This is a genomic window from Mycobacterium sp. E2479 (assembly GCF_001667925.1).
In the GTDB taxonomy this organism is placed as follows: Bacteria; Actinomycetota; Actinomycetes; order Mycobacteriales; family Mycobacteriaceae; genus Mycobacterium.
Map to the genome: position 1 here is coordinate 215666 of NZ_LZJR01000154.1, position 21836 is coordinate 237501.

General features: G+C 65.2%; 22 protein-coding genes and 1 pseudogene. 18 read left to right on the forward strand and 5 right to left on the reverse strand.

The window, feature by feature from the left end:
* Position 1 precedes the first annotated feature (1 nt).
* Positions 2 to 811 (forward strand): enoyl-CoA hydratase-related protein, encoded by an 810-nt coding sequence (locus tag A5686_RS23935; RefSeq protein ID WP_067939487.1) that lies wholly within the window; start codon positions 2 to 4, stop codon positions 809 to 811.
* Positions 812 to 1135: 324 nt separating this feature from the next.
* Positions 1136 to 1591, forward strand: coding sequence for a nuclear transport factor 2 family protein (locus A5686_RS23940; protein WP_231986471.1), 456 nt, complete (start codon positions 1136 to 1138; stop codon positions 1589 to 1591).
* Between the two features lie 24 nt (positions 1592 to 1615).
* On the opposite strand, the gene A5686_RS23945 is transcribed toward A5686_RS23940, so the two are convergent.
* Complete coding sequence (locus tag A5686_RS23945; RefSeq protein WP_067939492.1) at positions 1616 to 2425, reverse strand: acyl-CoA thioesterase domain-containing protein; 810 nt, start codon at positions 2423 to 2425, stop codon at positions 1616 to 1618.
* Positions 2426 to 2529: 104 nt separating this feature from the next.
* Positions 2530 to 3339 (reverse strand): acyl-CoA thioesterase domain-containing protein, encoded by an 810-nt coding sequence (locus A5686_RS23950; protein WP_067939495.1) that lies wholly within the window; start codon positions 3337 to 3339, stop codon positions 2530 to 2532.
* 133 nt (positions 3340 to 3472) lie between these two features.
* Here A5686_RS23950 and A5686_RS23955 point away from each other — a divergent pair, with 133 nt between their 5' ends.
* From A5686_RS23955 to A5686_RS24010, 12 genes are all read left to right on the forward strand, one after another.
* Positions 3473 to 4411 carry an alpha/beta hydrolase gene (locus tag A5686_RS23955; RefSeq protein WP_082947783.1) on the forward strand — a complete coding sequence of 313 codons (939 nt, stop codon included), beginning with the start codon at positions 3473 to 3475 and terminating at the stop codon, positions 4409 to 4411.
* A gap of 140 nt (positions 4412 to 4551) precedes the next feature.
* On the forward strand, positions 4552 to 5457 hold the full coding sequence (locus tag A5686_RS23960) for an SDR family NAD(P)-dependent oxidoreductase (RefSeq protein WP_067939498.1): 906 nt from the start codon (positions 4552 to 4554) through the stop codon (positions 5455 to 5457).
* Between the two features lie 22 nt (positions 5458 to 5479).
* A complete protein-coding gene (locus tag A5686_RS23965; protein WP_067939501.1) occupies positions 5480 to 6070 on the forward strand; it encodes a histidine phosphatase family protein in 591 nt (196 codons plus the stop codon).
* A 182-nt stretch (positions 6071 to 6252) separates the two neighbouring features.
* Positions 6253 to 8022, forward strand: a complete 1770-nt coding sequence (locus A5686_RS23970) for a thiamine pyrophosphate-binding protein (RefSeq protein WP_067939503.1) — start codon at positions 6253 to 6255, stop codon at positions 8020 to 8022.
* 14 nt (positions 8023 to 8036) lie between these two features.
* Positions 8037 to 9116, forward strand: a complete 1080-nt coding sequence (locus A5686_RS23975) for a ketopantoate reductase family protein (protein ID WP_197520689.1) — start codon at positions 8037 to 8039, stop codon at positions 9114 to 9116.
* Between the two features lie 18 nt (positions 9117 to 9134).
* Complete coding sequence (locus A5686_RS23980) at positions 9135 to 10628, forward strand: aldehyde dehydrogenase (RefSeq protein WP_067939508.1); 1494 nt, start codon at positions 9135 to 9137, stop codon at positions 10626 to 10628.
* A 64-nt stretch (positions 10629 to 10692) separates the two neighbouring features.
* Positions 10693 to 11325 carry a TetR/AcrR family transcriptional regulator gene (locus tag A5686_RS23985; protein WP_082947785.1) on the forward strand — a complete coding sequence of 211 codons (633 nt, stop codon included), beginning with the start codon at positions 10693 to 10695 and terminating at the stop codon, positions 11323 to 11325.
* A gap of 136 nt (positions 11326 to 11461) precedes the next feature.
* Positions 11462 to 12493: a phosphotransferase family protein gene (locus A5686_RS23990; RefSeq protein WP_067939510.1), complete on the forward strand. Its 1032-nt coding sequence runs from the start codon at positions 11462 to 11464 to the stop codon at positions 12491 to 12493.
* A gap of 293 nt (positions 12494 to 12786) precedes the next feature.
* Positions 12787 to 13845, forward strand: coding sequence for an amidohydrolase family protein (locus A5686_RS23995; RefSeq protein WP_067939668.1), 1059 nt, complete (start codon positions 12787 to 12789; stop codon positions 13843 to 13845).
* Positions 13842 to 14258: a Rieske 2Fe-2S domain-containing protein gene (locus A5686_RS24000; RefSeq protein ID WP_156750218.1), complete on the forward strand. Its 417-nt coding sequence runs from the start codon at positions 13842 to 13844 to the stop codon at positions 14256 to 14258. Before A5686_RS23995 ends, A5686_RS24000 begins: the two co-directional genes overlap by 4 nt.
* A 4-nt stretch (positions 14259 to 14262) precedes the next feature.
* Positions 14263 to 15321 (forward strand): amidohydrolase family protein, encoded by a 1059-nt coding sequence (locus tag A5686_RS24005; protein WP_067939513.1) that lies wholly within the window; start codon positions 14263 to 14265, stop codon positions 15319 to 15321.
* Positions 15321 to 16133 carry an SDR family NAD(P)-dependent oxidoreductase gene (locus A5686_RS24010; protein WP_067939516.1) on the forward strand — a complete coding sequence of 271 codons (813 nt, stop codon included), beginning with the start codon at positions 15321 to 15323 and terminating at the stop codon, positions 16131 to 16133. The genes A5686_RS24005 and A5686_RS24010 overlap by 1 nt, the downstream gene beginning before the upstream one ends.
* A gap of 97 nt (positions 16134 to 16230) precedes the next feature.
* On the opposite strand, the gene A5686_RS27710 is transcribed toward A5686_RS24010, so the two are convergent.
* Positions 16231 to 16698 (reverse strand): nuclear transport factor 2 family protein, encoded by a 468-nt coding sequence (locus tag A5686_RS27710; protein ID WP_067939520.1) that lies wholly within the window; start codon positions 16696 to 16698, stop codon positions 16231 to 16233.
* A complete protein-coding gene (locus A5686_RS24020) occupies positions 16698 to 17684 on the reverse strand; it encodes an LLM class flavin-dependent oxidoreductase (RefSeq protein WP_082947789.1) in 987 nt (328 codons plus the stop codon). Before A5686_RS24020 ends, A5686_RS27710 begins: the two co-directional genes overlap by 1 nt.
* Positions 17685 to 17884: 200 nt before the next feature.
* Here A5686_RS24020 and A5686_RS24025 point away from each other — a divergent pair.
* The 4 genes and pseudogenes from A5686_RS24025 (at position 17885) to A5686_RS24040 (ending at position 20542) form a co-directional block, all read left to right on the forward strand.
* Positions 17885 to 19134 (forward strand): annotated as a pseudogene (locus tag A5686_RS24025) (IS30 family transposase).
* A 30-nt stretch (positions 19135 to 19164) separates the two neighbouring features.
* Complete coding sequence (locus A5686_RS24030; protein WP_067939522.1) at positions 19165 to 19812, forward strand: hypothetical protein; 648 nt, start codon at positions 19165 to 19167, stop codon at positions 19810 to 19812.
* A gap of 44 nt (positions 19813 to 19856) precedes the next feature.
* Entirely contained in the window at positions 19857 to 20276 is a 420-nt protein-coding gene (locus A5686_RS24035; protein ID WP_067939525.1) for a hypothetical protein, read from the forward strand.
* A gap of 38 nt (positions 20277 to 20314) precedes the next feature.
* Positions 20315 to 20542, forward strand: a complete 228-nt coding sequence (locus A5686_RS24040) for a hypothetical protein (RefSeq protein ID WP_156750219.1) — start codon at positions 20315 to 20317, stop codon at positions 20540 to 20542.
* On the opposite strand, the gene A5686_RS24045 is transcribed toward A5686_RS24040, so the two are convergent.
* On the reverse strand, positions 20528 to 21670 hold the full coding sequence (locus tag A5686_RS24045) for a zinc-binding dehydrogenase (RefSeq protein WP_067939676.1): 1143 nt from the start codon (positions 21668 to 21670) through the stop codon (positions 20528 to 20530). The two genes, A5686_RS24040 and A5686_RS24045, sit on opposite strands and share 15 nt — an antisense overlap.
* Positions 21671 to 21836 lie beyond the last annotated feature (166 nt).

Here is a 21836-nt window from a genome sequence, read left to right on the forward strand (position 1 = left end):
CATGAGCGATACGGAAAGCCCCAAGGTCCTCCTCGAGCGCGAGGACGGGGTCGGCGTGATCACGATCAACCGACCCGACGTCCGCAACGTCGTCGACCCTGATGTCGCTTCGGGAATCGAAGCGGCACTCGATGAAATCGATGCGGACCACGAGGTTCGCGCCATCGTGCTGACCGGCGCGGGGGAGAAGGTGTTCTGCGCGGGTATGGACCTGCGCGCGTTCGCCAAGCTCGGCCCCAAGGCCGGATTCTTCACCGAGAAGGGCGGATTCGCGGGATTCACTGCCCGCAAACTCATCAAGCCGGTCGTGGTCGCGGTCAACGGACCCGCTTTCGGCGGGGGTCTGGAGATGGTCCTGGCCGCCGACTGCGCGATCGCTTCCTCGAGTGCGAAGTTCGCGGTGCCCGAGGTGAAGGTCGGCCTGCATGCCGGTGCCGGCGGCGTTATCCGTCTCGCCAAGCGGATACCGCGGGCGGTGGCGCTGCAGATGGTGATGTCCGGCGAACCGATCGGCGCCCAACGCGCGCATGACCTGGGTCTGGTCAACGAGGTCGTTGCGCCCGACCAGGTACGAGAGCAGGCGCTGCGGTTGGCCAAGAGCTTCGCCGCGGCGTCCCCAACGGCCGTCCTCGTGTCGCGCGAGCTGATGCTGCGCTCGCTCGAAACACCCAACGAGGCCGACGCGTGGAAACTCAACCAGGCCGCCGCGCGGATCGTGCTGAAATGCGGGGATGCCAAGGAAGGTCCACGCGCATTCGCCGAGAAGCGCTCGCCCGAGTGGGCGGACGCGGGGCCGATCGACCTCGGCTAAGCCGGTGCGGTCAGCGTATGACTTACCGAGTCGTGCATTGCGGAACGGGCAACGTCGGTCGGGTGGGCCTGAGGGCCATCATCGATCAGCCAGGTCTCGAACTCATCGATGTGGCCGTGCACAACCCCGAGAGATCAGGGTCGACGCGGGCGAATTGTGCGGCCTCGATTGACAGGTGTGCTCGAGCGACTGGACTTCATCCGTGTCCGGGAGGTATCGAATTACGCCACTTATGCTGAGCGCTGGCTTGATAACAGGGCGTGGTGCCGTGCGCTGATTTGGTAGCGAATCACAAAGAAGCCGAAGGAGTTACGCGTGGACGATATGGGGGAATGGCTTGAGCGCCTCAGGATTAGGGACGTCATCGAGAGATACATGCGATACAACGACGACGGCGACGCCGAACGCCTCACATCCCTGTTCCACGAGGACGCCACGTTTCAGACCGCCGGTCAGACCCACCAGGGTCGTGACGCCATCGGCGAGCTGTTCCGTGGCGCTTTTTCGGACACGGCGCCCGGGCGCTGGACCGATCCGGGAAATCTTTTCGCCCAACCGCGTTCACTCCACATTGGCTCGAATCCGGTGATCGATCTCGACGGTGACCGTGCCACCGCCGAGACCGACTTTCAGGTTGTCGTCCGCAACGCCGAAGGACGAGCCGCGCTCAGCGTAGTCGGTCGTTTCAGGGACCGGATGCGGCGCGGCGAAAACGGAGCCTGGCTGATCGAGAGCCGGACTATCGTCCCGGTCGGTCGACAAACCGACAAGGCACTCTGATGCGTGGGTGACCCCGCTCGCCACTCAGTTCGCGAAATTGATCTGAGCATGCCGATTGCTCAACGCAGTCACCAAACCAGAGCCAATGGGTCCGCAAGCATCCGACAGTGTTGCCGTTCCCACCGAGATGCCGTCGGATGCCCAATGTGTGTCGGCGTGCACACAGATCCAGTCGCTGCGCGGCAGGCGGGCGAGCGCGACAGTGAGATCGCCGTTGATGTAGCCAACGCCGGCGGTGCCTAGATTCGTGACTAGGCTGGTCGCTTCGGCGGCTGCAGCCGCTTGCACAAAAGGTGTATTCGGTTGGCCTGCAACGATATCAACGCTTCGGATGACGACACGCTTGCGGGCAGCGTTCTGGTGGTCAGCAATCTCTGACGTCCACCCGAGTTCGGCGCTTTGCAATTGCCGCACCGATCCGTTCTGCACCGGCAGACCGTCCAGGCTGGGCGCTACCAGGCTTTCGGCCTTTGGAGTCCACTCATGACCGTCCGGCGCCTCAGCCCGGCGGTACTGCACGAGCACGGCTCGAGCGACCGCGATACCTTCCTGCTCGATGGTGCACACCGAGTTTCGGACCCGACGGCCGTTGCGTAGCAGATCGACTGCCGTGGTCATCGGGGCCCGCCGGGGCGATTTGAATAGATCGACCGTCAACCGTGCCGGTGTGAAGTCGGGCAGGCCGAAAGCGGTGTCTAGCGTGAAAGCCGCGAGCCCGGCAACGGCGGCACCGACGACATGATCCTCAGCCCAGAGACTCTGTACTTCCGCGTAATCCGTTGGCACGAAAACATTTGTGTCCGTTTGCCAGAAGTGGGCGATCTCTGAATACATCGACACTCCTCGCAGAGTCTCGTTTTACAAACTTGTCTTCTCATCCGCATCGTCTGTGCGAGCGTAGTCCCGAATCAGCAGCAATGGCCATTGTTGTCCGGCTATCACGAGCTGCTTGGCATGCTGGCGAAGTCAATCTGAGCGCTTCGGTTGCTCAACGCCGTCACGAGGCCAGAGCCGAACGGCCCGGTATCGTCCAACAGCGTCGCCGTTCCGACAGCGATGCCGTCCGCTGCCCAATGTGTGTCGGCCTGCAAGGAGATCCTTTCGCCGCGGGGCAGGCGGGCGAGGGCGAGAGTGACGTCGCCGTTGATGTAGCCAAGGCCCGCGGTGCCCAAGTTCGTGACCAGGCTGGCCGCGTCTACGACCGCGGCCGCCTGCACAAAAGGTGAATTTTTCTGGCCCGCAACGACACTGACTCCGCGGACGGCGACACGCTTGCGCCTGGCGTTCTGGTGATCGGAAAGCGAAGACGTCCAACCGATGTCGGCGCTGTATAGCTGTACAAACGAATCGTCGTCGTCGTTCGGGGCCGCCACGAGTGGTGGCTCGGCCATCCACTCGTCACCGAGTGGCGGCTCGCTGCGGCGGTACTGGACCAGCACCGCACGCGCGACCTCGGCGCCGTCTTGTTCGATGGTGCACACCGAATTCCGTATCCTGCGTCCGTCGCGCACCAGCTCGGCCCTGGTCGTTGTCGGTATGGTCCGAGCCGATTTGAACAGGTCGACCGTCAGACGTGCCGGTGCGAAATCGGGCAATCCGAAACGGGATTCCAGCGCAAGCGCAGCCAGCCCGATGATGGCACCCCCCTGGAGGTGATCGTCGGCCCAACGACTCCGAATATCGACATGCTTGATGGGAACGAAGCGATCAGCTTCAGTCTGCGTGAAAATCGCGCGCTCTGAATCCATCAATGCTTCCTCGCAGAATCTGCGGCTCGAATATTGACGTTATCGGCGGCTCATCGGCGCGCCGACGGTCAGACTACACAGCCGTCGTCCCAGACGTCCGACCGGTCAGTCGGCAACGCGGTAATATCGCGCCGTGCCGCCTACACCGCTGCATCCGCGTTCGAAGGAGCTGATCAACATGTTCCTTGCCGCGGGCGCGCCGCCGGCGCCGCATTGCACGCCCGCGCAGCGCCGCGAACGGGCAGCCAACCTCCCGAGAATGCTGGGACCCGGGCCGAACGTCGAGCAGGTCCGCGACGCCTGCCTTCCTGGCCCTGCTGGTGACCTTCCGGCGCGCATCTACCGCCCTGACCCCCCTCACGCAACGATCCTTTATCTTCACGGCGGCGGGTGGGTCGTCGGTACGCTCGACATGTTCGACGCCTTCGCCCGCAAGCTGGCCGTCGAATCCCGCTGCAAAGTAATAAGTCTCGAGTACCGACTGGCGCCGGAACACCCCTTCCCGAGTGCTGTCCAGGACGCCCATGCCGCGCTACGGTGGGTGGCCGCCCAGGAACTCGAAGGGCCGCTCGTCGTCTGCGGAGACAGCGCCGGCGGCAACCTGGCCACTGTGTGCGCACGTCGCGCTCGCGACGACGGCGGTCCGCGGATCGCGATGCAGGTGCTCGCTTACCCAGTCGTCGATCACGACTTCGACACCGACTCCTACCGCGAACAGGCTGATAACCCGTTGATGGGTCGCAACGACATGACGTGGTACTGGGACCTCTATGCGCCGTCAGCCATGGACCGCGACCAGGTTGACGCATCGCCGCTGCGCGCCGACGACCTATCGGGCCTGCCCCCGACATACCTGATCATTCCCGCGTACGACCCGCTCCGCGACGAGGTGGAGGCGTACGCGCACCGACTACAGGACGCCGGCGTCCCAGTGATTCGGCGCCATTACGACGATCAGCCCCACGGGTTTCTGACGATGGTGAACTTTCTGCCGACTGCCGATATGGCGGTCGCCGAGCTCGGTGTCACGCTGCGCGCGTGCCTCGGCGACGAGGGCGTAGCCGTTCCTTGATTCCCGTCTGCAGCACGGACTACCATCCGACCGATCGGTCGGGAGAAGTAGGATGTACTCGGCCCACGGCGGACAGCGGCACTTGCGCGGGCTGACGGCGGATGTAGCGATTAACCACAAGGAGCGTAAGCGTGAGCAGAATGCTGCAGGGTCGGGTGATCGTCGTGACCGGAGCGGGTCGCGGAATCGGGGCAGGCATTGCCCGCCTCGCCGGCCGCGAGGGAGCATCCGTCGTCGTTAACGACCTCGGTGCGGCTGTCGACGGCGAGGGTGCCGACCCCACGCCAGCGAGCAAGGTTGTCGATGAGATTGTCGCCGCCGGTGGTCAGGCGGTTGTGAACGGGTCTGACGTAGGCGACCACGATTCGGCGGGTGAGCTTATTCAGCAGGCCATTGACACCTACGGCCGTCTCGACGTGCTCGTCAACGTGGCCGGCATTCTGCGCGACAAGATGATCTTCAACCTCGAACCCGAAGACTGGGACGCCGTCGTCAACGTGCATCTCACCGGCACGTTCAACACGATCCGGCACGCAAGCGCCTACTGGCGCGGACTCCGCGACGAAGCCGCGCATCACCGCATCATCAACTTCACTTCGGCTTCGGGCATGCACGGCGCGCCCACACAGCCCAACTATGCGGCGGCCAAGTACGGTGTCGTCGGGTTGACCTATTCCTGCGCCAACGCATTGCGCCGCTACGGCGTCACCACGAACGCGATCAGTCCTTGGGCGAGCACGCGGATGACCGACGCGATACCCGACGATCAGTCCGGCCACCACGACCTGGGATGGCGGGCGCCCGAGAATGTCGCGCCCGCCGTTGCCTACCTAGCCAGCGAGCGGTCGGACTGGTGCAACGGCCAGGTGCTGCTGTCGGGCGGCTATCACATCGGCCTCTACGACCAACCGCATCTGGTCAGCCGCATCTCCTCCCTCGGGTCGTGGGACCTCCCGAGGGCCTTCGACCTGATCGAGGAGGCGTTCTCGCGCAACGTCGGCATGGTCGGTCCAGAGGCACTTCCGGCCGTCATGCTGGCGCACTAGTGTCTTGGTTTTGGTGGCAGGTATGCAATTACTCCTGATAAGACACGCCAAGCCGCAGAGCAGCATCGGCGACGGCTTGGAACCCAATCTCTCATATGACGGCAACGAGCAGGCGCGACGGTTGCCGGACGCGCTGAGCAAATTTTCTCTCGCGCGGATCGTCAGCAGCCCGCGGCTGCAAGCGCTGCAGACGGCGGCACCCGTGGCTGACCAGCTCGGCATGACTGTCGAGATCGACGATCGGTTCGCCGAGCACAACTGCGGAATGGCGGAGGGGACGTCGGTGGAACAGGCGTCGTGCACGGATCGGCGGTTGCCGGGCGAGGTGGATGTGGAGGGGTTCGTCGAGCGAGTCAAGAGGGCCATCGACGACGTGATCGCATCGGGTGAGCACGGTCAGACGGTGGCGGTATTCACCCACAGCGGCGTGATCAACGCCATGGTGCACGCCGTGATGAAGACTGAAGAGCTGTTCAGCGTGCAGCCCGACTATGCGGGTGTCACGCGTCTGCTCGTATCCGAAGACGGAGGCCTCAGTGTTGCGTCGGTCAACGTGACCGAGCACGTCTGGGATCTGCTGTACCGGACGCAGTGGTGGTCCGAAGAGCACTGACTCGCATCGGCGGTCCTGCAAGTCACACCGCGCACCACCACGGCTGGCTCAAGCGCTGTCGGAGTAATCGACTTGCGGTGTGGTAGCCACCTGTCAGTCCGCGAATCAGGCCATTCGCCGGTCGATCCCGGTGAACCGGCGTCGGCTTGACGGGCGCGTGCGCAGACGGCTTGAATAGGGACATGTCGACAGACCAGTCGGTCGAATCGCCACCCGAGGCACCGTTGTCGGGAGACGATGGTTTCGCCGCCGCTCTCGCGGCTCGCGACGTCCCGTACCTGTTCAACCTCCCTGGGACGCAAACGCTCTCGCTGCTGCGCAAGATGGCCGAGAACCCTGACGGTCCGCGGGCAATTTTCATTCGCCACGAGCAGGCCGCCGCTTACGGCGCGATCGGCTACGCGAAGGTCACCGGCCGCTCGGGGGTTTGTCTGGCCGTGCCGGGTCCGGGTGCGACCAACATGCTGACCGGCGTTGCGTCGGCGCTGGCTGACGGGATCCCGCTCGTTGTCGCGACACCGCAGGTGCCCTCCGAGCTGCTGGGCCGTGGCGTCCTGCACGACGCGGACCTGCGCGCATTGTTCGCGCCGACAGTCAAAGCGGTGGTCGAAGTCGACGCACCCGAGGACCTCGGGCCCGGGCTTGCCCGTGCGATCGACCTGGCGGTGACCCCACGACACGGCCCTGTACAGCTGCTTTTCCCGTCGAGTTTTCTGGTGACGCGCATCGATGGGTTCGAGCTGCCAGACGCACCCTATGGCGTCCAGCAGCCGGCGATCGCCGATCTGGACGCGGCGCGGGCTCTGCTGCAAACGGCGCGGCGACCGGTCATCTGGGCCGGCGACAGAGTTCACTTCGCGGGCGCCCGGGAAGCGCTGCGGGAGCTTGCGGAGGCGCTCGGCGCGCCGGTCGTCACCGACGAGATGGCGCGCGGCGTCTTCGCTGAAGATCATCCGCTGGCGATGGGCACGGCATCGTTTCGGGCGATGCCCGAGGTGCTCGCGGAGGCCGACGTATGCGTCGCGGTCGGCACGGCCTTCCCGGAGTGGTCGACGGTGTCATGGACGATGCCGGTGCCGCAATCGCTCGTGCACCTCAACGACGAGCCCGGCGTCTTCCACGTCAACTACCCGGCCACCGTCACAGTGGCCGGTGATCTCGCCGCGTCGCTGGCCCACCTCGTCAGCGCTTTCGCCGGCCACACCCTGCCGCGAGACGACTGGGGAGCCGCACGGGTCTCGCGGGCCAGGGACAGCGGCATCGCGGCCATCGCGGCCGACCGTGCCGAGCACGTCGACGAGGGTCGTGGCATGCACCCCGGCGATGTCGTGAGCGCGCTGCGTGCGGCGCTGCCTGCAGACGTCCTCGTCTGCACCGACGGCTCGGCGACGGGCAACTGGCTCAGCGAGGAGAGCTTTCCTGTCCTTGCCAGCTCCGGGATGCTGCAGTCCGATGTCTTCAAAGAGACCGGGTCCGCACTCTGCGCCGGCATGGGCGCGAAGCTCGCCGCGCCACAGCGCGAGGTGGTCGTCGTGCAGGGTGACGGCGGCCTCCTATTCCAGCTCGGCGAGCTGGCGAGCCTGTGCCACAACGAGATCAAGCTCATCGTGGTCGTCTTCGATGACGGCTTCTTCAACGCCGATCGCATCTACCAGGAATACGTGTTCGGGGGCCGAGAGTCCGACTGCGCTCTGTTCAACCCGGACTTCGCTGCGGTGGCGACGGCGTTCGGGCTGCACGGCGAGAACGTCACCTCGGTGGCCGAGCTCGACGCGTCGTTGCGGGATGCACTCAAACGCAACTCGTCGACCGTGATCGCAGCCGCGATCGACCCAATGGCACTGCCCTATCGACTGCGCTCCCGTATCGAGGTATGGAGGCGCCGTACCGCTGCCGCGCAGGCCGTCACCGCCGACTCCGGGCACAACGGCGCCCGCGTCACTGCGTCGTAACCATGGCCCAGGTCATGTCCGAGGCTGGTCCGAGCACCTGGGTCGTCGGTATCGGCGGCATCGGCGCCACCCTCGGGTGCCGCCTGGCCCGCGACGGCGACGTGCTGCTCGTCGACGGGTGGGAAGAGAACATTGCCGCGATCCAAGACCGCGGGTTGGCGGTGGAGTATGCGGACGAGACGGTGATCGCGAGGGCACCTGCGGTGACCCTCGATCGGCTGGCCGGTGCCAGGGGACCGGCTCCGCACGTGGTGATCCTTGCTGTCAAGTCCTATCAAACCGCTGAGACGATCGGGATTCTCAAGCCGTTGATCGGGTCCGAGACACAAGTGGTTTCGGCGCAGAACGGGCTCAACGAGGATACGATCGCCGACCTGATCGGAACTGAACGCACGGTCGGCGCGATCTGCCTGTTCGACGGCCAACTGATGGAGCCGGGGCGGGCGCGCCAGCGGCGTACCGACGGCAAGATGGTGATCGGCGACTTAAGTGCTGCCCCTGAGCAAAAGCGGCAAGTCCTGCAGGACATTGCACGGCGGCTCCGCCCGGCCGTGGACGTCGAGATCAGCGGCAACATCTATGGCGAGTTGTGGACCAAGGTCATCCGCAACGGGATGATCAACGGCGTGTGCGCGCTGGCCGGCGCCGACGTCGGGACCGCTGCCGGCGATGACGACATGCTGAGCATCATCGTGGCCCTCGGGGTCGAGGGGGTGCGAGTCGCGCGCGCGCTCGGTGTGACGCTCATCGAGGCCGATCTGTATGGCGCCAGCGTGACCGACTTCGAACGGGGGCTCAACGATCCGGCGAGTTATGAGCGCGTGGCGGCGAAGGTCCGCGCGGAATATCTGAGCTTCGCGCGGGTGATTCCGTCCATGGCGCAGGATGTCGCGAAAGGACGGCCGACCGAGATCGAATATCTCAACGGCGTTGTCGTCGCCAAGGGTGAGATGTTGGGGCTTGAGACGAAGGTCAGCGCGGCGCTCGTCGAGGCCGTCAAACGGATCGAAGGCACCGAGCATCGGTCCGCGGACGGCAGCTCGGCGATCGAGGCGCTGGCCGCGTTGGTCGCTCGGCTTAGGAATGGAGGCTGACGATATGAGGCCGGCGACATGAGCGTGATCGATCGCCCGCCGATCAACCTGCGCCATCTTGACAAGCTTTTCATCGACGGGCAGTGGGTCGTGCCGTCCAGCGACGCGAGAATCACCGTGATCGACTCCGCCACCGAGATGCCGGCGTTCACCGTGCCCGAGGCGCAGGCGGCCGACATCGCGCGAGCCGTGGCGGCCGCACGCGAGGCGTTCGACACCGGGCCGTGGCCGCGCTTCACCCATGAGGAGCGCGCCTGGTACCTGCGCGCGATTGCGGCCGCACTCCGCGAACGCAGTGAGGAGATCGGCGGCCTGTGGCCCCGCGAGGCCGGAGTGCTGCACAGCATCGCCCGCGAAATCGCCGCGGGCGCCGCCTGGCGGTTCGACTTCTACGCCTCGCTTGCCGACACGTTTCTTTTTGAGGAGGAGATGGCGCCGACCGCGGGTGGCGAGTTCGGACTGCTCGTCCGCGAACCGGTCGGAGTCGTCGGTGCGATCGTGCCATGGAACGCGCCACTCGGACTGATGTCCAGCAAGCTGGCGCCCGCACTGCTGGCCGGCTGCACCGCAGTGCTGAAGTTGTCACCCGAGGCCCCCGGCGAGGGCTACGTGCTCGCCGAAATTGCTGAAGACGTCGGGCTGCCGCCCGGCGTGCTCAACGTCGTCACCGCCGACCGTGAGGTGTCCGAGCTTTTGGTGCGCAACCCCGGTGTCGACAAGATCTCTTTCACCGGATCGACGCTGGCCGGGCGACGAATCGCTTCAATCTGCGGCGAGCGGATCGCACGCTGCACGCTCGAACTGGGCGGCAAGTCGGCGGCCGTCGTCCTCGATGACATCGATCTTGGGCGCGCCGCCCAGGCACTCGCGTCTGCCGAATGCTCGATTTCGGGCCAGGTGTGCTCCTCGCTGACCCGCATCGTCGTCTCGCGTCACCGCCACGACGAACTGGTCGACGCACTGTCGTCAATATTCTCCGAAGTGCGGGTCGGTGATCCCTTTGATGCCCAATCCCAGATGGGACCGTTAGCCTCAGAGCGCCAGCTCGAACGCGTACTCGGCTTTATGAGCACCGGGGTCGAGGAGGGTGCCACCCTGGCAACGGGTGGCGGTCGACCGGCCGACCACGTACGGGGCTACTTTGTCGAGCCGACGGTATTCGGCAACGTCGACAACGCCTCGACGATCGCGCGCGAGGAGATCTTCGGCCCGGTGCTCAGCGTCATCCCGGCGGCAGACGAGCGCGACGCCGTGCGGATCGCCAACGACACGATCTACGGACTCAACGCGTCGGTGTTCACCGATGACGTCGAGAGAGCGCGGTCCGTGGCCGCGCAGCTTCGGTCGGGTACCGTAGGACACAATGCATTCCGCACCGACGTCGGGATCGCCTTCGGCGGTTTCAAACAGTCGGGCATCGGTCGGGAAGGCGGTCGCGAGGGGCTCTACCCGTACCTCGAAACCAAGACCGTCATCCTCGACGGGCGGCCAAAGCGATACGGGGCGGGGTAAGCGATTCTCGACCGTCTATTCGGTCGGCTTGACCGCACCGATCGCGCACTGTTAACCTGCGCCGATGGCTCCCCGGAGTAAGACCGCGGCCGCCGCGTCCGGTGGGGCAGATACGACAGGGTATGACCGCAAACGCCGCGACATCGCCAAGGCGGCCGCCAAGGTCTTCTACAAAAAGGGTTACCTTTCGACGAACGTCGACCAGATCGCGGCCGCGGCCGGTCTGCGGAAACCTTCGCTCTACCACTACTTCAAGAGCAAGAGCGACATCTTGTTCGCGATCCACGAGGAATTCATCGACGTCCTACTCGAGAAGCAACAGGCCCGGCATGACGGTGCGCGCACTGTTCGCGAGTCGCTGACACAGGATATGGCCGACGCGCTCGGCTTGCTCGATAGCCACCACGGGCACCACCGCGTCTTCTACGAGAATTTCGACGAGCTGCCTCGCAGCCAGCGCAATACCATCCTGGCCAAAAACCGGGATTACTACGCGGCTATCGAGGACAAGATCGAGCGAGGCATCTCCAACGGAGAGATACGCGACCTGCCCCCCCGGATGATCGCACTGGCCATGTTTGGGGCATGCAATTGGGCGTACCAGTGGTATCACCCTGGCGGAGCGATGACGACGCGCGAGATCGCCGAGATGTTTGCGACCATCTTCTTTGACGGGATCGCCGTATCGGGCGACTGAGGCCGGCCCCGAGAAGAGCCCGGCTTTCGGCGAGGAAGACCTTCGGTTCGGGCGCGTCTTCGTGGGGCTGATCCCTTCCGTTTGAGCCACCATACCGACCGTCTGGACGGTCGAGATTGTGGTAGCGTGACCCGCCGTGGCGCCTTCGAAGCCGTCGTTGTCCAAGGCGGAGCTGGAGGTCGGGCTGCAACGACTATGCCGCGCACGCACGGGAGACCGAGCGGCGCGGGTGACCGATCTTCGACCGGTTGGTGGGCACGCCGGCCTTACTCTGGGATTCGATCTTCATTGGACGCCGGAGGCGCGGACTCCCCGCAATGAGGCACTGATCGTGCGGCTTGCGCCGCCAGGGGTCCGCGCCGCGGGCCCGGCCGACGTTGTGCGCCAGGCGCGCCTGCTGCGCTGCCTGAGCTCGCTCGGTGTGCCGGTCCCTGGTGTGCGATGGTCTGGCTCGGACACGAGGTATTTCGGCACGCCGTTTCATGTCGTCGAGCACATCCACGGGCGAACGTTCGGGCTCGATGAGCCCGACGGGACGCGTGAAATGGGCGACGTCCACAAGGTTGGCCGCGACGCGATCCGCCGCCTGGCGGAGCTGCATCGGCTGGACCCGGCCCGAACGGCGTCCGTGTTGGATGAACCACTGGACCTGCAGACGGATATCGTTCGCTGGGACCGATTCGTCGAGCGCGCAGGAGACCCACATCTCGTCGTCGACATCCCCGAGCTGCGTTCGAAGTTGCGCGCGCGAATGCCGCGGGCGCCGCGGATCGGCATTGTGCACGGCGACTATCAGTGGTCCAACGTACTCGTGCGCGAGGAGCAGATCGCAGCGATCCTCGATTGGGAATTGGCGGCCGTCGGACCGGTATTGACCGATCTCGGGTGGTTGTGCCTTTTTAGCGAACCCCAATGTTGGAGCCCCCCGATCGTGTTGCCTCCGTTGCCCAGTCCGCGGGAACTCGTTTCCGAGTACGCGCGCCAATGCGGTGATGACGTCGACGAAATCGACTGGTACCGCGCGCATGCCGCATATAAGTTCGGAATCATTGCTGCACTCAACCTCGGGCTGCACCTGCGCGGCAAACGCCACGACCCGTTCTGGGAAGAGCTCGCCCCGTCGGTTCCGCAGATGATCAGGCACGGGATCGCGCTGATCTCCACCTGAGCCGACCATCACCGCGTCGCAAACCCGTGCTTGACAGTGCACCGCGGGGTTTCGGCGGCACCGGTCGTGCCGCTGTCCGGGTTTGACTTCCGGACACGTCGCGATAGCATCAGAGATGCCAACCCGACCGAACGGTCGGGCGGAAGCAATACCCGGGAGAGAATTGTGAGCCGCCGTAATCGCTTCTGTTCTGCGCTGGTGATGCCCTGATGACGTCGACGATCGCGCATGGCCCTACCGAAGTCCGCCCACAGGACAGCACCGATTCGAGTGGCACTGCGCCAAATCGACCGTTGACCATCGATTGCGACGTTCATCCGACGCCGCACGATTTCGATGAATTTCTGAGCTACGTGCCGGAGCCGTGGCGCAGCCGCGAGGCCATGGCCTACAGCACGCGTGGCGCAGGCACCTCCTACAGCTACTACGTCCCTGGCGGTTCAACCCGCAAGGAAGCGATTCCGAACACCGGTGGCCCGGCGGCGTCCGACCCATATCTGACTGCCGAGCAGTTGCTCGAGGGAATCGGTGTGGATATCGCGATCCTCTTGTCGCTCGTCGCTCGACCTGTGGCCAACCCGGTGCACGAGTCGGCGTTGTCCGAGGGCTCCAACCGGTGGCTCCAGGAGCGCTGGCTGCACGGTGAGTTTGGCGACCGCTATCGCGGCGCGATCCGCGTGTGCGCTGACGCCCCGGATCGCGCTGTCGCTGAGATCGCGCGCGCACACGACGCCTCCGACCGCTTCAATTCCGTGCTCGTGGTACCCAATGTGCTGCGGCCGCTCGGCCACGAGCCATACATGCCGATCTACGAGGCGGCGGCCGAGCGGAGGCTTCCGGTCGTCATGCATCTCACCCGGCCCGCCGGAATGGCGCTTGGCACCCCTGTTGGATTCCCGCAGCACTTCGTGGAAGTGCAGCCGATGTACTCGCTGCTATACGCCACCCACCTCGTGAGCATGGTCTTCAACGGCGTCTTCGCGCGCTTCCCGGATCTCCGGGTCGCCTACGTCGAGGGGGGTATTGCCTGGGTGCCTGCGCTCATGCGCCGGATGGATCGCAACTGGGAGGGTCTGCGCTCGGAGGTTCCGTGGGTAACGAAACCGCCGTCGGAGTACGTCGCCGAGCAGGCTTTCTTCACCACCCAACCGATCGAAGAGCCGCTCGAGGGACCCGCTCCGCTCATGGAGGCTTTCGCTGGCGCCGAGCACCTGCTGACTCGCAACATTCTGTTTTCGACCGACTATCCGCACTGGGACGCCGACGAGCCTCGTTGGGTGCTGCGCCAATTCCCAGCCGAATACCACGACGCGATCCGCGGCGCCAACGCCCGCGCGCTGTACAAACTGTGAGCGCGCCAGCCGGGCCCCGGGTTGAGCACTTCGACTGCGGTCCGCTCGCCGATCTCGAAGACGGCGGCATGACGCTCGTCGACGGGCCGGACGGGAGCATCGGCCTTTTCCGGCGCGGAGTCACGGTGTACGCACTGCGCAACTGGTGCCCACACAACGGCGGACCGGTGTGCCTGGGCCCTGTGACGGGCACCAACGTGACCAAGGGCGGCTACGAGGTCGAGCATGTGCGTGAGGGTGAGATCCTCAAGTGCCCGTGGCACAAGTGGGAGTTCGAGCTCGCGACGGGAATGTCGATCACCAAGCCCGTCAAGAAGGTGGAGTCTTACCGGGTCATCATCGAGAACGACCGGGTGTACGTGGTTATCCGACGTCTCAGGAAGCGAAAGAATGTCGATACGACCCACGATTGATTGCGTGGTCCATCCATGGCCGGGCGCCTCCGAGGACATCCGCGAGTTCTTGCCCGCACGCTGGGACGGGCAGCCCATCCCGATGATTGGACGTTACTTCTACCCGCCGTCCATCCCGGAATGGACGCCGATTAGTGCTGACGACTCTCGGCCGGCGACGTCCAGCCCCGAGCTGCTCGCCGAGTCGTGGGATACGGCGATCTCGACAGACGGGGCGATCCTCGTCCCGTTGACACGTGGTCTGATTCCCGAGCCAGACCTCGGGCCGGCGGTGTGCAGGGCGACCAACGAGTGGCTGCGCGCCCAGTGGCTGGACCACCCAGCGTTGCGCGACCGCGTGGCCGGTGCGGTGCGGGTCGACCCTGAGGACGCCGTCGCCGCGGTCGCAGAGCTGGATCGGGTCGCCGACGATCGACACTTCGTGACAATCGCGGTGCCATTACAGGGCCGCGAACCATACGGTAGCCGGCGCTACCTGCCGGTGTGGCAGAAGGCAGCTGAGCTCGGGTTCGCCGTGACGATCTTGGCCGACGGCGGCTGCGGCATCAACCAATTCCCGACTATGGCCGGATATTGCGAGCACTACGTGGAGTACAACTCCCTGTTGCCGTGGACCGCGGCGATGGTCCACCTAGCGAGCTTCGTGGGTGGCGGTGTGTTCGAACGCATCCCGGAACTGCGGATCGTATTTCTCGACGGCGGCGCCGACGTCGTGTACCCGTTCATGTGGCGAATGGACAAGCCTTGGCGCGGCGTCCGCTACCAGGTGCCGTGGATCGAGAAGCACCCGACGGAGTATCTCGCCGACCACGTGCGCTTCTGTGTCCAGCGTGCCGAAGGGGCTGCGCTCCCGGCGGCCAGCCTTACGTCGCAGGCGGCCGGACTGACGGTGTACGGCAGCCGTTTTCCGCACTGGGACGCCATCACCCCCGAAGAGGCGAGTGCGGGTCTGGACGCCGACGCCGCCGAGAGATTGTTACGTGGCGCCGCGGACTTCTACGGAGGCCGTTTCGCGCGGTGGGCCGCAAAGCTTCCGGCGCGGCCCGGGCTGTCGGTGAGTTAGTGGCCGGCGCTGGCTCGGAGCGCGCGACCTCGCCGAACTTTGACCTTGCGGGGCGGGTGGCGATAGTGACCGGCGGCAGCCGCGGACTCGGACGCGCGATCGCGTTCGGGCTGGCGCGGGCCGGCGCCGACGTCGTGATCACCAGCCGTCGCATCGACAGCTGTCGCGAGACCGCCGCGGCGATCACCGAGGAGACCGGGCGCAATGCGCTGCCGGTGGCCTGCCATGTCGGGGACTGGGACCAGATCGACGATCTGCTGGCCGAGACGGAGAGCGCGTTCGGTCGAATCGACATTCTCGTGAACAATGCGGGCCTGTCGCCGATCTACCGGTCTGCTGCCTCGGTCTCAGAGGATCTGTTCGACAAGGTGATTGCGGTCAACCTCAAGGGGCCGTTTCGGTTGATGGCGCTCGTAGCCGACCGGATGTCCCGAAGCGGGGGCGGGGCGATCGTGAACGTCAGCAGTGTCGCCGCGCAGTGGCCGCGCGGCGATGCGATGCCGTACGGCGCGGCCAAGGCGGGGTTGAACAATCTCACTACTGCGTTCGCCCACGCGTACGGCCCCGTTGTGCGCGTCAACGCCGTGCAGCCGGGTGCGTTCTTCACCGACGTAGCCAAACATTGGGACATGGAAGCGTTCGCCAGGCATTGCAGGGGAATCGCCCAACGGCGCGGCGGCGAGCCTGACGAGATCGTCGGCGCTGTCCTGTATCTGGTCAGCGACGCCGCCAGTTACACCACCGGGGTGACGATCCCGGTCGACGGCGGCTATTGGCAGCCGTTCGAGCTCGCCGCCCGCCCCGATGCGTGAGCCGGCTCGTCGGGGAATCGCATCGGGATGCGGCTGAGCAACTCGAGCGTTTCGCCCGGCACATAGTGCCCGCGCTTCGCTTGGCCGGCGACAATCCTCAATCGGACTCCTGGGGCCCCGCCCGCATCTCTCTCAGCCGGCTCGTCAGGGGTACGGAATTGCCCTGCGACCAAGTCACTCGCAGACGTCGATGGGCGATGCGCCAGCCTTCGGGCGTTCGCACCAGCTTGTCGTCGTAGCGGCCGCCGATGACGTAGTGCTCGCCACCCGGGGCCCCGCGGGTAACGTGCTGGGCCTGCAGGTCGCAGGCGCAATCGGCGCGGTCACCGTCGATCGTGCACCGGGGGTTGGCAATCAGGTGTTGGGTAACGTCAAAGCCCGACAGCACGCCCTCCGCGAACGCGATGATCGCATCGATTCCGCTGAGCGTGGCCCCGACCTCACACACGGCGTCATCGGTGAAACACGTTCGCAGGAGCTGCGAGTCGCGATCGTCCAGTGCGTGTGCGTAGCGGAACAGCACATCGTGGATGGCGAGTCGGTCGACTATTTCCTCCGTTGGCATCAGGCACCGAGCCTGGGCAGCACCTTGGACTCGAAGAGCTCCAGCGATTCCCATCCCAAAGCCGGCGGCATGCCGCCCATCAGCGGCTTGAACATCGCCCCGCCGCGCTGGGTGATGGCCTGCACCGCTTCGTCGGGCGTGAGCACCTCGTACATGCCCGGGGCGCGCAGGTGGTCGGGGTTGGAAATCTCGGAGTAGGGCGAGGCGCTGTTTGTGGCCGCCCAGCGGCCATAATCGTTCATCTCGTACATCGCGTGTTTCCCTATGGTCGCCCATGCTTTCTCGGGGTCCTCGGCGACGTGGAAGAACAACACCATTCGCGCGCGGTTGTCCGCTGGTGGCGGTGCCGCCTTGCCCAATTTCTTGCACTCGGCGATGTAGAGGTCGTACAAGTGGGGGACAAGCGGTTCGTACCCATCGGCGAACTGCGCCGCCCGCACCGCAGTGGCGGGTACCGAGCCGCCGAGATAGATCGGCGGAGAGGGATTCTGCGCAGGTCGCGGCAGGATGCGCACCGTCGCGCCGCGAAATTCGAAGGACTCGCCGGTCCAGGCCTGCTTCACCGCTTGGAGCGCCTCCTCCATCATCGACGGGCGCTTCGTGATATCCAGGCCGAATTGCTCGTATTCCTCGACCCGGTAGCCGGCGCCCACGGTGAACAGTGTTCGCCCGTTGGAGATCAGGTCGAGCACCGCCGCGTCCTCGGCGAAACGCAGTGGGTGGTACAGCGGCAGGAGGGCTACGTTCGTGCGGATTCTGAGGTTCTCGGTGACCGCGGCAATCCCGGCGCCCAGGACGAGCGGCGATGGCAGATACCCGTCGTTCGAGGCGTGGTGTTCGAGCAGGTTCACGTCGCGGAAGCCCCGTTTGTCGGCCCACGCCGACATCTCGATTGCGGCTCGGTACAACTCGGGCGCCGGAGCGCCGAAGTCCGGGGCGCGCATGTCGAACAGAAGCGAGAACGTGTACTCAGCGGGACTCTGCATGGACGGATCGTAGTCCGATTGTTGAATAGATTTAGAAATCCAAGCTCTTCCTTACCGGCTTTCGAGTTAGGTTGCCTGAAGCGTGCGGTGCGATCCGACAGGGCTAAGGAGGCGCGAATGAGTGCGTCAATGAACCGCATCTGCATTTGGTTGGCTTGGGTTCAAGGGGTGATTGCAACACTTCGTAGTTAGGGGTGTTGATGACGGGCCAGCCTCAGCTGTTATCGGTGCAACGTCGGTATTGGGAATTGATCGCAGCCGGGGCGTCCTCGGAGGATGCCGGGGTTGCGGTCGGCGTGTCGCCGACGTGCGGTAGCAAGTGGTTTCGCAGGTTTGGTGGTGTGAATCCGCGATGGTCACCCCCGAAGGGTCAGAAACGGCCGCGGTTGTCGGCTGATGAGCGTGAACAGATCATGATCGGCACTGCTCAAGGTGAATCGATTCGGTCGATAGCGGCCCGGCTGGGCCGAGCCCCGTCGACGATCATGCGCGAGATCGCCCACAACGGTGTCATGTGGGCCGTTATCGCGCCCGGTATCGCTTCGGAGCCCGCCGGGCTGGCTGGGACGCGAAATCAGGCTATTCGGCACGGATTGCTCAGCTGCGCAGTGAACAGCGAGCACGTCGGCCTAAGACTGGCAAGCTGGGTCGCTGCCCGGCGCTGCGCACCGAGGTGCAAACGTGGTTAGTCAAGAAGTACAGCCCCGAGCAGATCGCTTCGGTGTTGGCCAGGACTTATCCCGATTGCCCGGAGATGCAGGTGTCCCACGAAACCATCTACAAAGCGCTCTACGTGCAAGGGCGCGGGGAACTGCGCCGCGAGCTGAGCAAGTGTTTGCGGACCGGACGTGCATTACGCAAGCCACGTGGCCGGGTCGGCGCCCGCACCGGCGGTGGCCGTATCCCGGGCATGGTCAATATCAGTGAGCGGCCCGCTGAGGCTGCTGATCGCGCGGTGCCCGGGCACTGGGAGGGCGATCTGATTCTGGGCAAAAACCAGCATTCCCAGATCGGCACCCTGGTGGAACGGTCCACCGGATTCGTGCAGCTCCTGCACCTGCCCGCCCGCCGCGATCCCGACACGGTGGCCGAGGCGATGATTACCACCATCAAGACCTTGCCCCAAGCGCTGCGCCGTTCACTGACCTGGGACCAAGGCCACGAGATGTTGCGCCATGCACGTATCAGTATCGACGCCGGCATCGACATCTACTTCTGCGATCCGCACTCGCCCTGGCAGCGCGGCAGCAACGAGAACACTAATGGCCTTCTGCGCCAATACTTCCCGAAAGGCACCGACCTGTCCGTGCACTCTGCGGACTACCTCGCCGAAGTCGCCGCCGAACTCAACGAACGCCCCCGCAAACGCTTCGGCTGGGACAGCCCCGCCCAAGTCCTCAACCGGCTACTGTCAACCGCGTCACTTGCCACTGTTGCAACCAGACCTTGAAACCACCTGGGGCCGATCGGAACGCTGATCATGATCATCGGACTCGCGATAGCAGGCCTCCAGGTGGCGCCGTCGCCGGACGCGCCGGTGACGTTCTACACCGACCACCGGGACGCGATTCAGGCGGGGCTCATGGTCGCCATGCTCGGGGGCGCGCTGTACCTGCCGTGGATGGCAATGCTGGCTCGCTCGTTCAAGCTCGCTGAGGGGGATCGCTCCGGGATGGCGTACCTGCAGCTGGCGTTCGGAATCACCTTCACGATTCTTGTGGAGTTTCCGTACTTGCTGTTGGAAGTTGCGATCTACCGGGCGGGCACCCCGGCCGCTGTTGTCCAGGGCTTGGTCGACACGGCGTGGATAATGGCGGCCGGCTTCGGCTACACCCACGTGGTAGCGGTGCTGCTGACCGGCATCTACATCGTTCGCGAGCAACGTATGCTGACCGTGTTCCCAGGGTGGCTCGGATGGTTGAACATCGTCTGTGCGCTTTTGTCAGTGCCCTCCTTTTTCGCGGGAACCGTGACCTCGGGGGTGATGGCCTGGAACGGCATCGTGGCGTTCGGGTTTCCGTCAGTGGGGTTCTTCCCGTGGTATCTGGCGTGGACGTACGTGCTGCTGCGCATGGAGCGGCGAGCGTCGGCAAACGCGGGTACCAGGCCGGTCGCCGCCGGGGCCTGACGCCCTTATTGATGGGATCTAGATAAAAGGCGATCGGGAGTTCGATGAATCGCACTTGCATCTGGCTCGGCCCGATCGGCACCGCGATCATTTATGTCGGGCTGTCGATGGCCGGCCTGGCTGTCGCGCCGTCGCCGGACGCGCCGGTGGAGTTCTACACGGGCAACCGGCATGCGATTCGGGTGGGAATGGTCGTCGCCATGTTCGGCGGCGCTCTTTACGGGCCGTGGTTGGCAATGCTGGCGCGTGCCTTCAAACTGGCCGACCGGGGCCGGTCGGGATTCGCCAACTATCAAATCGTGTTCGGCGTTTTCTTGATGATCGCGACGTTGGTGCCGTTTTACCTGCTAGAGGTCGCCGTCTTTCGGCCCGGCGCCTCGCCCGACGTCGTCCAGGCATTCGTCGATGCGGCGTGGATCATGGTGCTGGGATTCGTGTACGCCCCGTCTCGGCCGTCCTGCTGACCGGTGTGTACATCTTGCGGGAGTGCCGCGGATCGCGGATGTTCCCCCGCTGGCTCGGGTGGTTGAACGTGGTCGTGGCGCTACTCAGCGTGCCCGGCCTGTTCACGGGCACTGCGACGGCAGGGGTGCTGACGTGGAACGGCATCGTGGCGTTCGGTATACCCTCTGTCGCGTTCTTCCCGTGGCTCGTCGCGTGGACCTATGTGCTTCTGCGCATCGAGGGGCTGGCGCAGGAGTCGGGATGCGAACCCTCAGCCCTCACGTGAAAAGTCGATCGCGACGCGGGCGGACTCGCCGCGGTGAATCAATTCAATGCCCTCGTTGATCTCTTCCAGCGAGATCGTGTGCGACACAACGTCATCAAGACTGATCTTGCCTTCGACATACCAGTCGACGTAGCGCGCAGCGTCCTCGACTGTCGCGCTTCCCATCTGCGACCGCCGCCAGGTGCGGTTGCGAAGCGTGTTCAGAGAGATGCCGAGCGGCGCGCTCTCGGGAATCATGCCGACCGATACGACCTGTCCCCAGCCGAGACTGACGCAGGCGAAGGCCTGCTTGGTCAATTCGACACTTCCGACGCACTCCAAGGCATGATCGGCCCCCACGCCGGTCAGCTCGATGATGCGGGCCACGGCGTCCACCTGCTTGGCGTTGATGAAGTCGGTGGCCCCGAACCGCCTCGCGATCTCCTCCTTTGCCGGGTTGACGTCGACAGCGATGATGCGGCTCGCCCCCGCCAGCGCCGCGCCCTGGATCGCGGCCGCCCCGACGCCACCGGCGCCGAAGATCACGACCGAATCACCCTCGCCGACCTTGGCGGTGAGCAGCGCGGAGCCCAGTCCGGTGGTAACCCCACACCCGATGCAGCAGGTCGGAATCGCGGGAGGCGCGTCACTGACTTTTGCGATCTGGTCGTCGCGCATGACGCTGTACTCCGAGAATGCGCCGACGCCGAAGAAGTCGGCGATCGGCTTTTTACCGGACGAGAACCGCGTCAGCTGCGGGTCGCGGAAGGTGCGCTGGAATTCCGCGCAGAAGTTCGTGCGCCCGGAGCGACAGTAGGCGCAGGTCCCACAGTGCGGGATCACGAACGGCACCACACGGTCGCCGGGCGCGAACCTCGTGACCGCGCTTCCGCAAGACACGACACGAGCGATCCCCTCGTGGCCGAAGATGACAGGGAACGCGTGCGGAAAGGCGCCGGAGGCGAAGTTGAGGTCGGTGTGGCAGATGCCGGCCGCCTCGAACTTGACCAGCACCTCGCGCTCGCTGGGGGCTGCGACGTCGACCATCACGATCGCGAGCTCGGCGCCGGGCTCGAACGCTACGGCGGCGCGCGACGTCACTCCCGGCGATGCGGCGCTGCGCTGGTCCGGCGGTTCCTGCCCTTGCATCTCGGACTCCTTCGTCGCCGCGGGGCGGGGGGCGATTGCGGCCCGCGTAACGGTGACCGGTGGCGGCCGCATCCATGTTATGTTAGACCGACCAGACGGTCGAATACCCGGAATGGGTAGGCGCTTGATGGTCCTCGGGACCAGAGCTCCCGCGGCACCGGCAGCG

Excerpts from the sequence above, each read along its gene's own strand:
- A5686_RS23935 (WP_067939487.1), top strand. The coding sequence starts at position 2 with ATGAGCGATACGGAAAGCCCCAAGGTCCTCCTCGAGCGCGAGGACGGG.
- A5686_RS23940 (WP_231986471.1), top strand. The coding sequence starts at position 1,136 with ATGGGGGAATGGCTTGAGCGCCTCAGGATTAGGGACGTCATCGAGAGA.
- A5686_RS23945 (WP_067939492.1), bottom strand. The coding sequence starts at position 2,425 with ATGTATTCAGAGATCGCCCACTTCTGGCAAACGGACACAAATGTTTTC.
- A5686_RS23950 (WP_067939495.1), bottom strand. The coding sequence starts at position 3,339 with ATGGATTCAGAGCGCGCGATTTTCACGCAGACTGAAGCTGATCGCTTC.
- A5686_RS23960 (WP_067939498.1), top strand. The coding sequence starts at position 4,552 with ATGCTGCAGGGTCGGGTGATCGTCGTGACCGGAGCGGGTCGCGGAATC.
- A5686_RS23965 (WP_067939501.1), top strand. The coding sequence starts at position 5,480 with ATGCAATTACTCCTGATAAGACACGCCAAGCCGCAGAGCAGCATCGGC.
- A5686_RS23970 (WP_067939503.1), top strand. The coding sequence starts at position 6,253 with ATGTCGACAGACCAGTCGGTCGAATCGCCACCCGAGGCACCGTTGTCG.
- A5686_RS23975 (WP_197520689.1), top strand. The coding sequence starts at position 8,037 with ATGTCCGAGGCTGGTCCGAGCACCTGGGTCGTCGGTATCGGCGGCATC.
- A5686_RS23980 (WP_067939508.1), top strand. The coding sequence starts at position 9,135 with ATGAGCGTGATCGATCGCCCGCCGATCAACCTGCGCCATCTTGACAAG.
- A5686_RS23985 (WP_082947785.1), top strand. The coding sequence starts at position 10,693 with ATGGCTCCCCGGAGTAAGACCGCGGCCGCCGCGTCCGGTGGGGCAGAT.
- A5686_RS27710 (WP_067939520.1), bottom strand. The coding sequence starts at position 16,698 with ATGCCAACGGAGGAAATAGTCGACCGACTCGCCATCCACGATGTGCTG.
- A5686_RS24020 (WP_082947789.1), bottom strand. The coding sequence starts at position 17,684 with ATGCAGAGTCCCGCTGAGTACACGTTCTCGCTTCTGTTCGACATGCGC.
- A5686_RS24030 (WP_067939522.1), top strand. The coding sequence starts at position 19,165 with ATGATCATCGGACTCGCGATAGCAGGCCTCCAGGTGGCGCCGTCGCCG.
- A5686_RS24035 (WP_067939525.1), top strand. The coding sequence starts at position 19,857 with ATGAATCGCACTTGCATCTGGCTCGGCCCGATCGGCACCGCGATCATT.
- A5686_RS24040 (WP_156750219.1), top strand. The coding sequence starts at position 20,315 with ATGTTCCCCCGCTGGCTCGGGTGGTTGAACGTGGTCGTGGCGCTACTC.
- A5686_RS24045 (WP_067939676.1), bottom strand. The coding sequence starts at position 21,670 with ATGCAAGGGCAGGAACCGCCGGACCAGCGCAGCGCCGCATCGCCGGGA.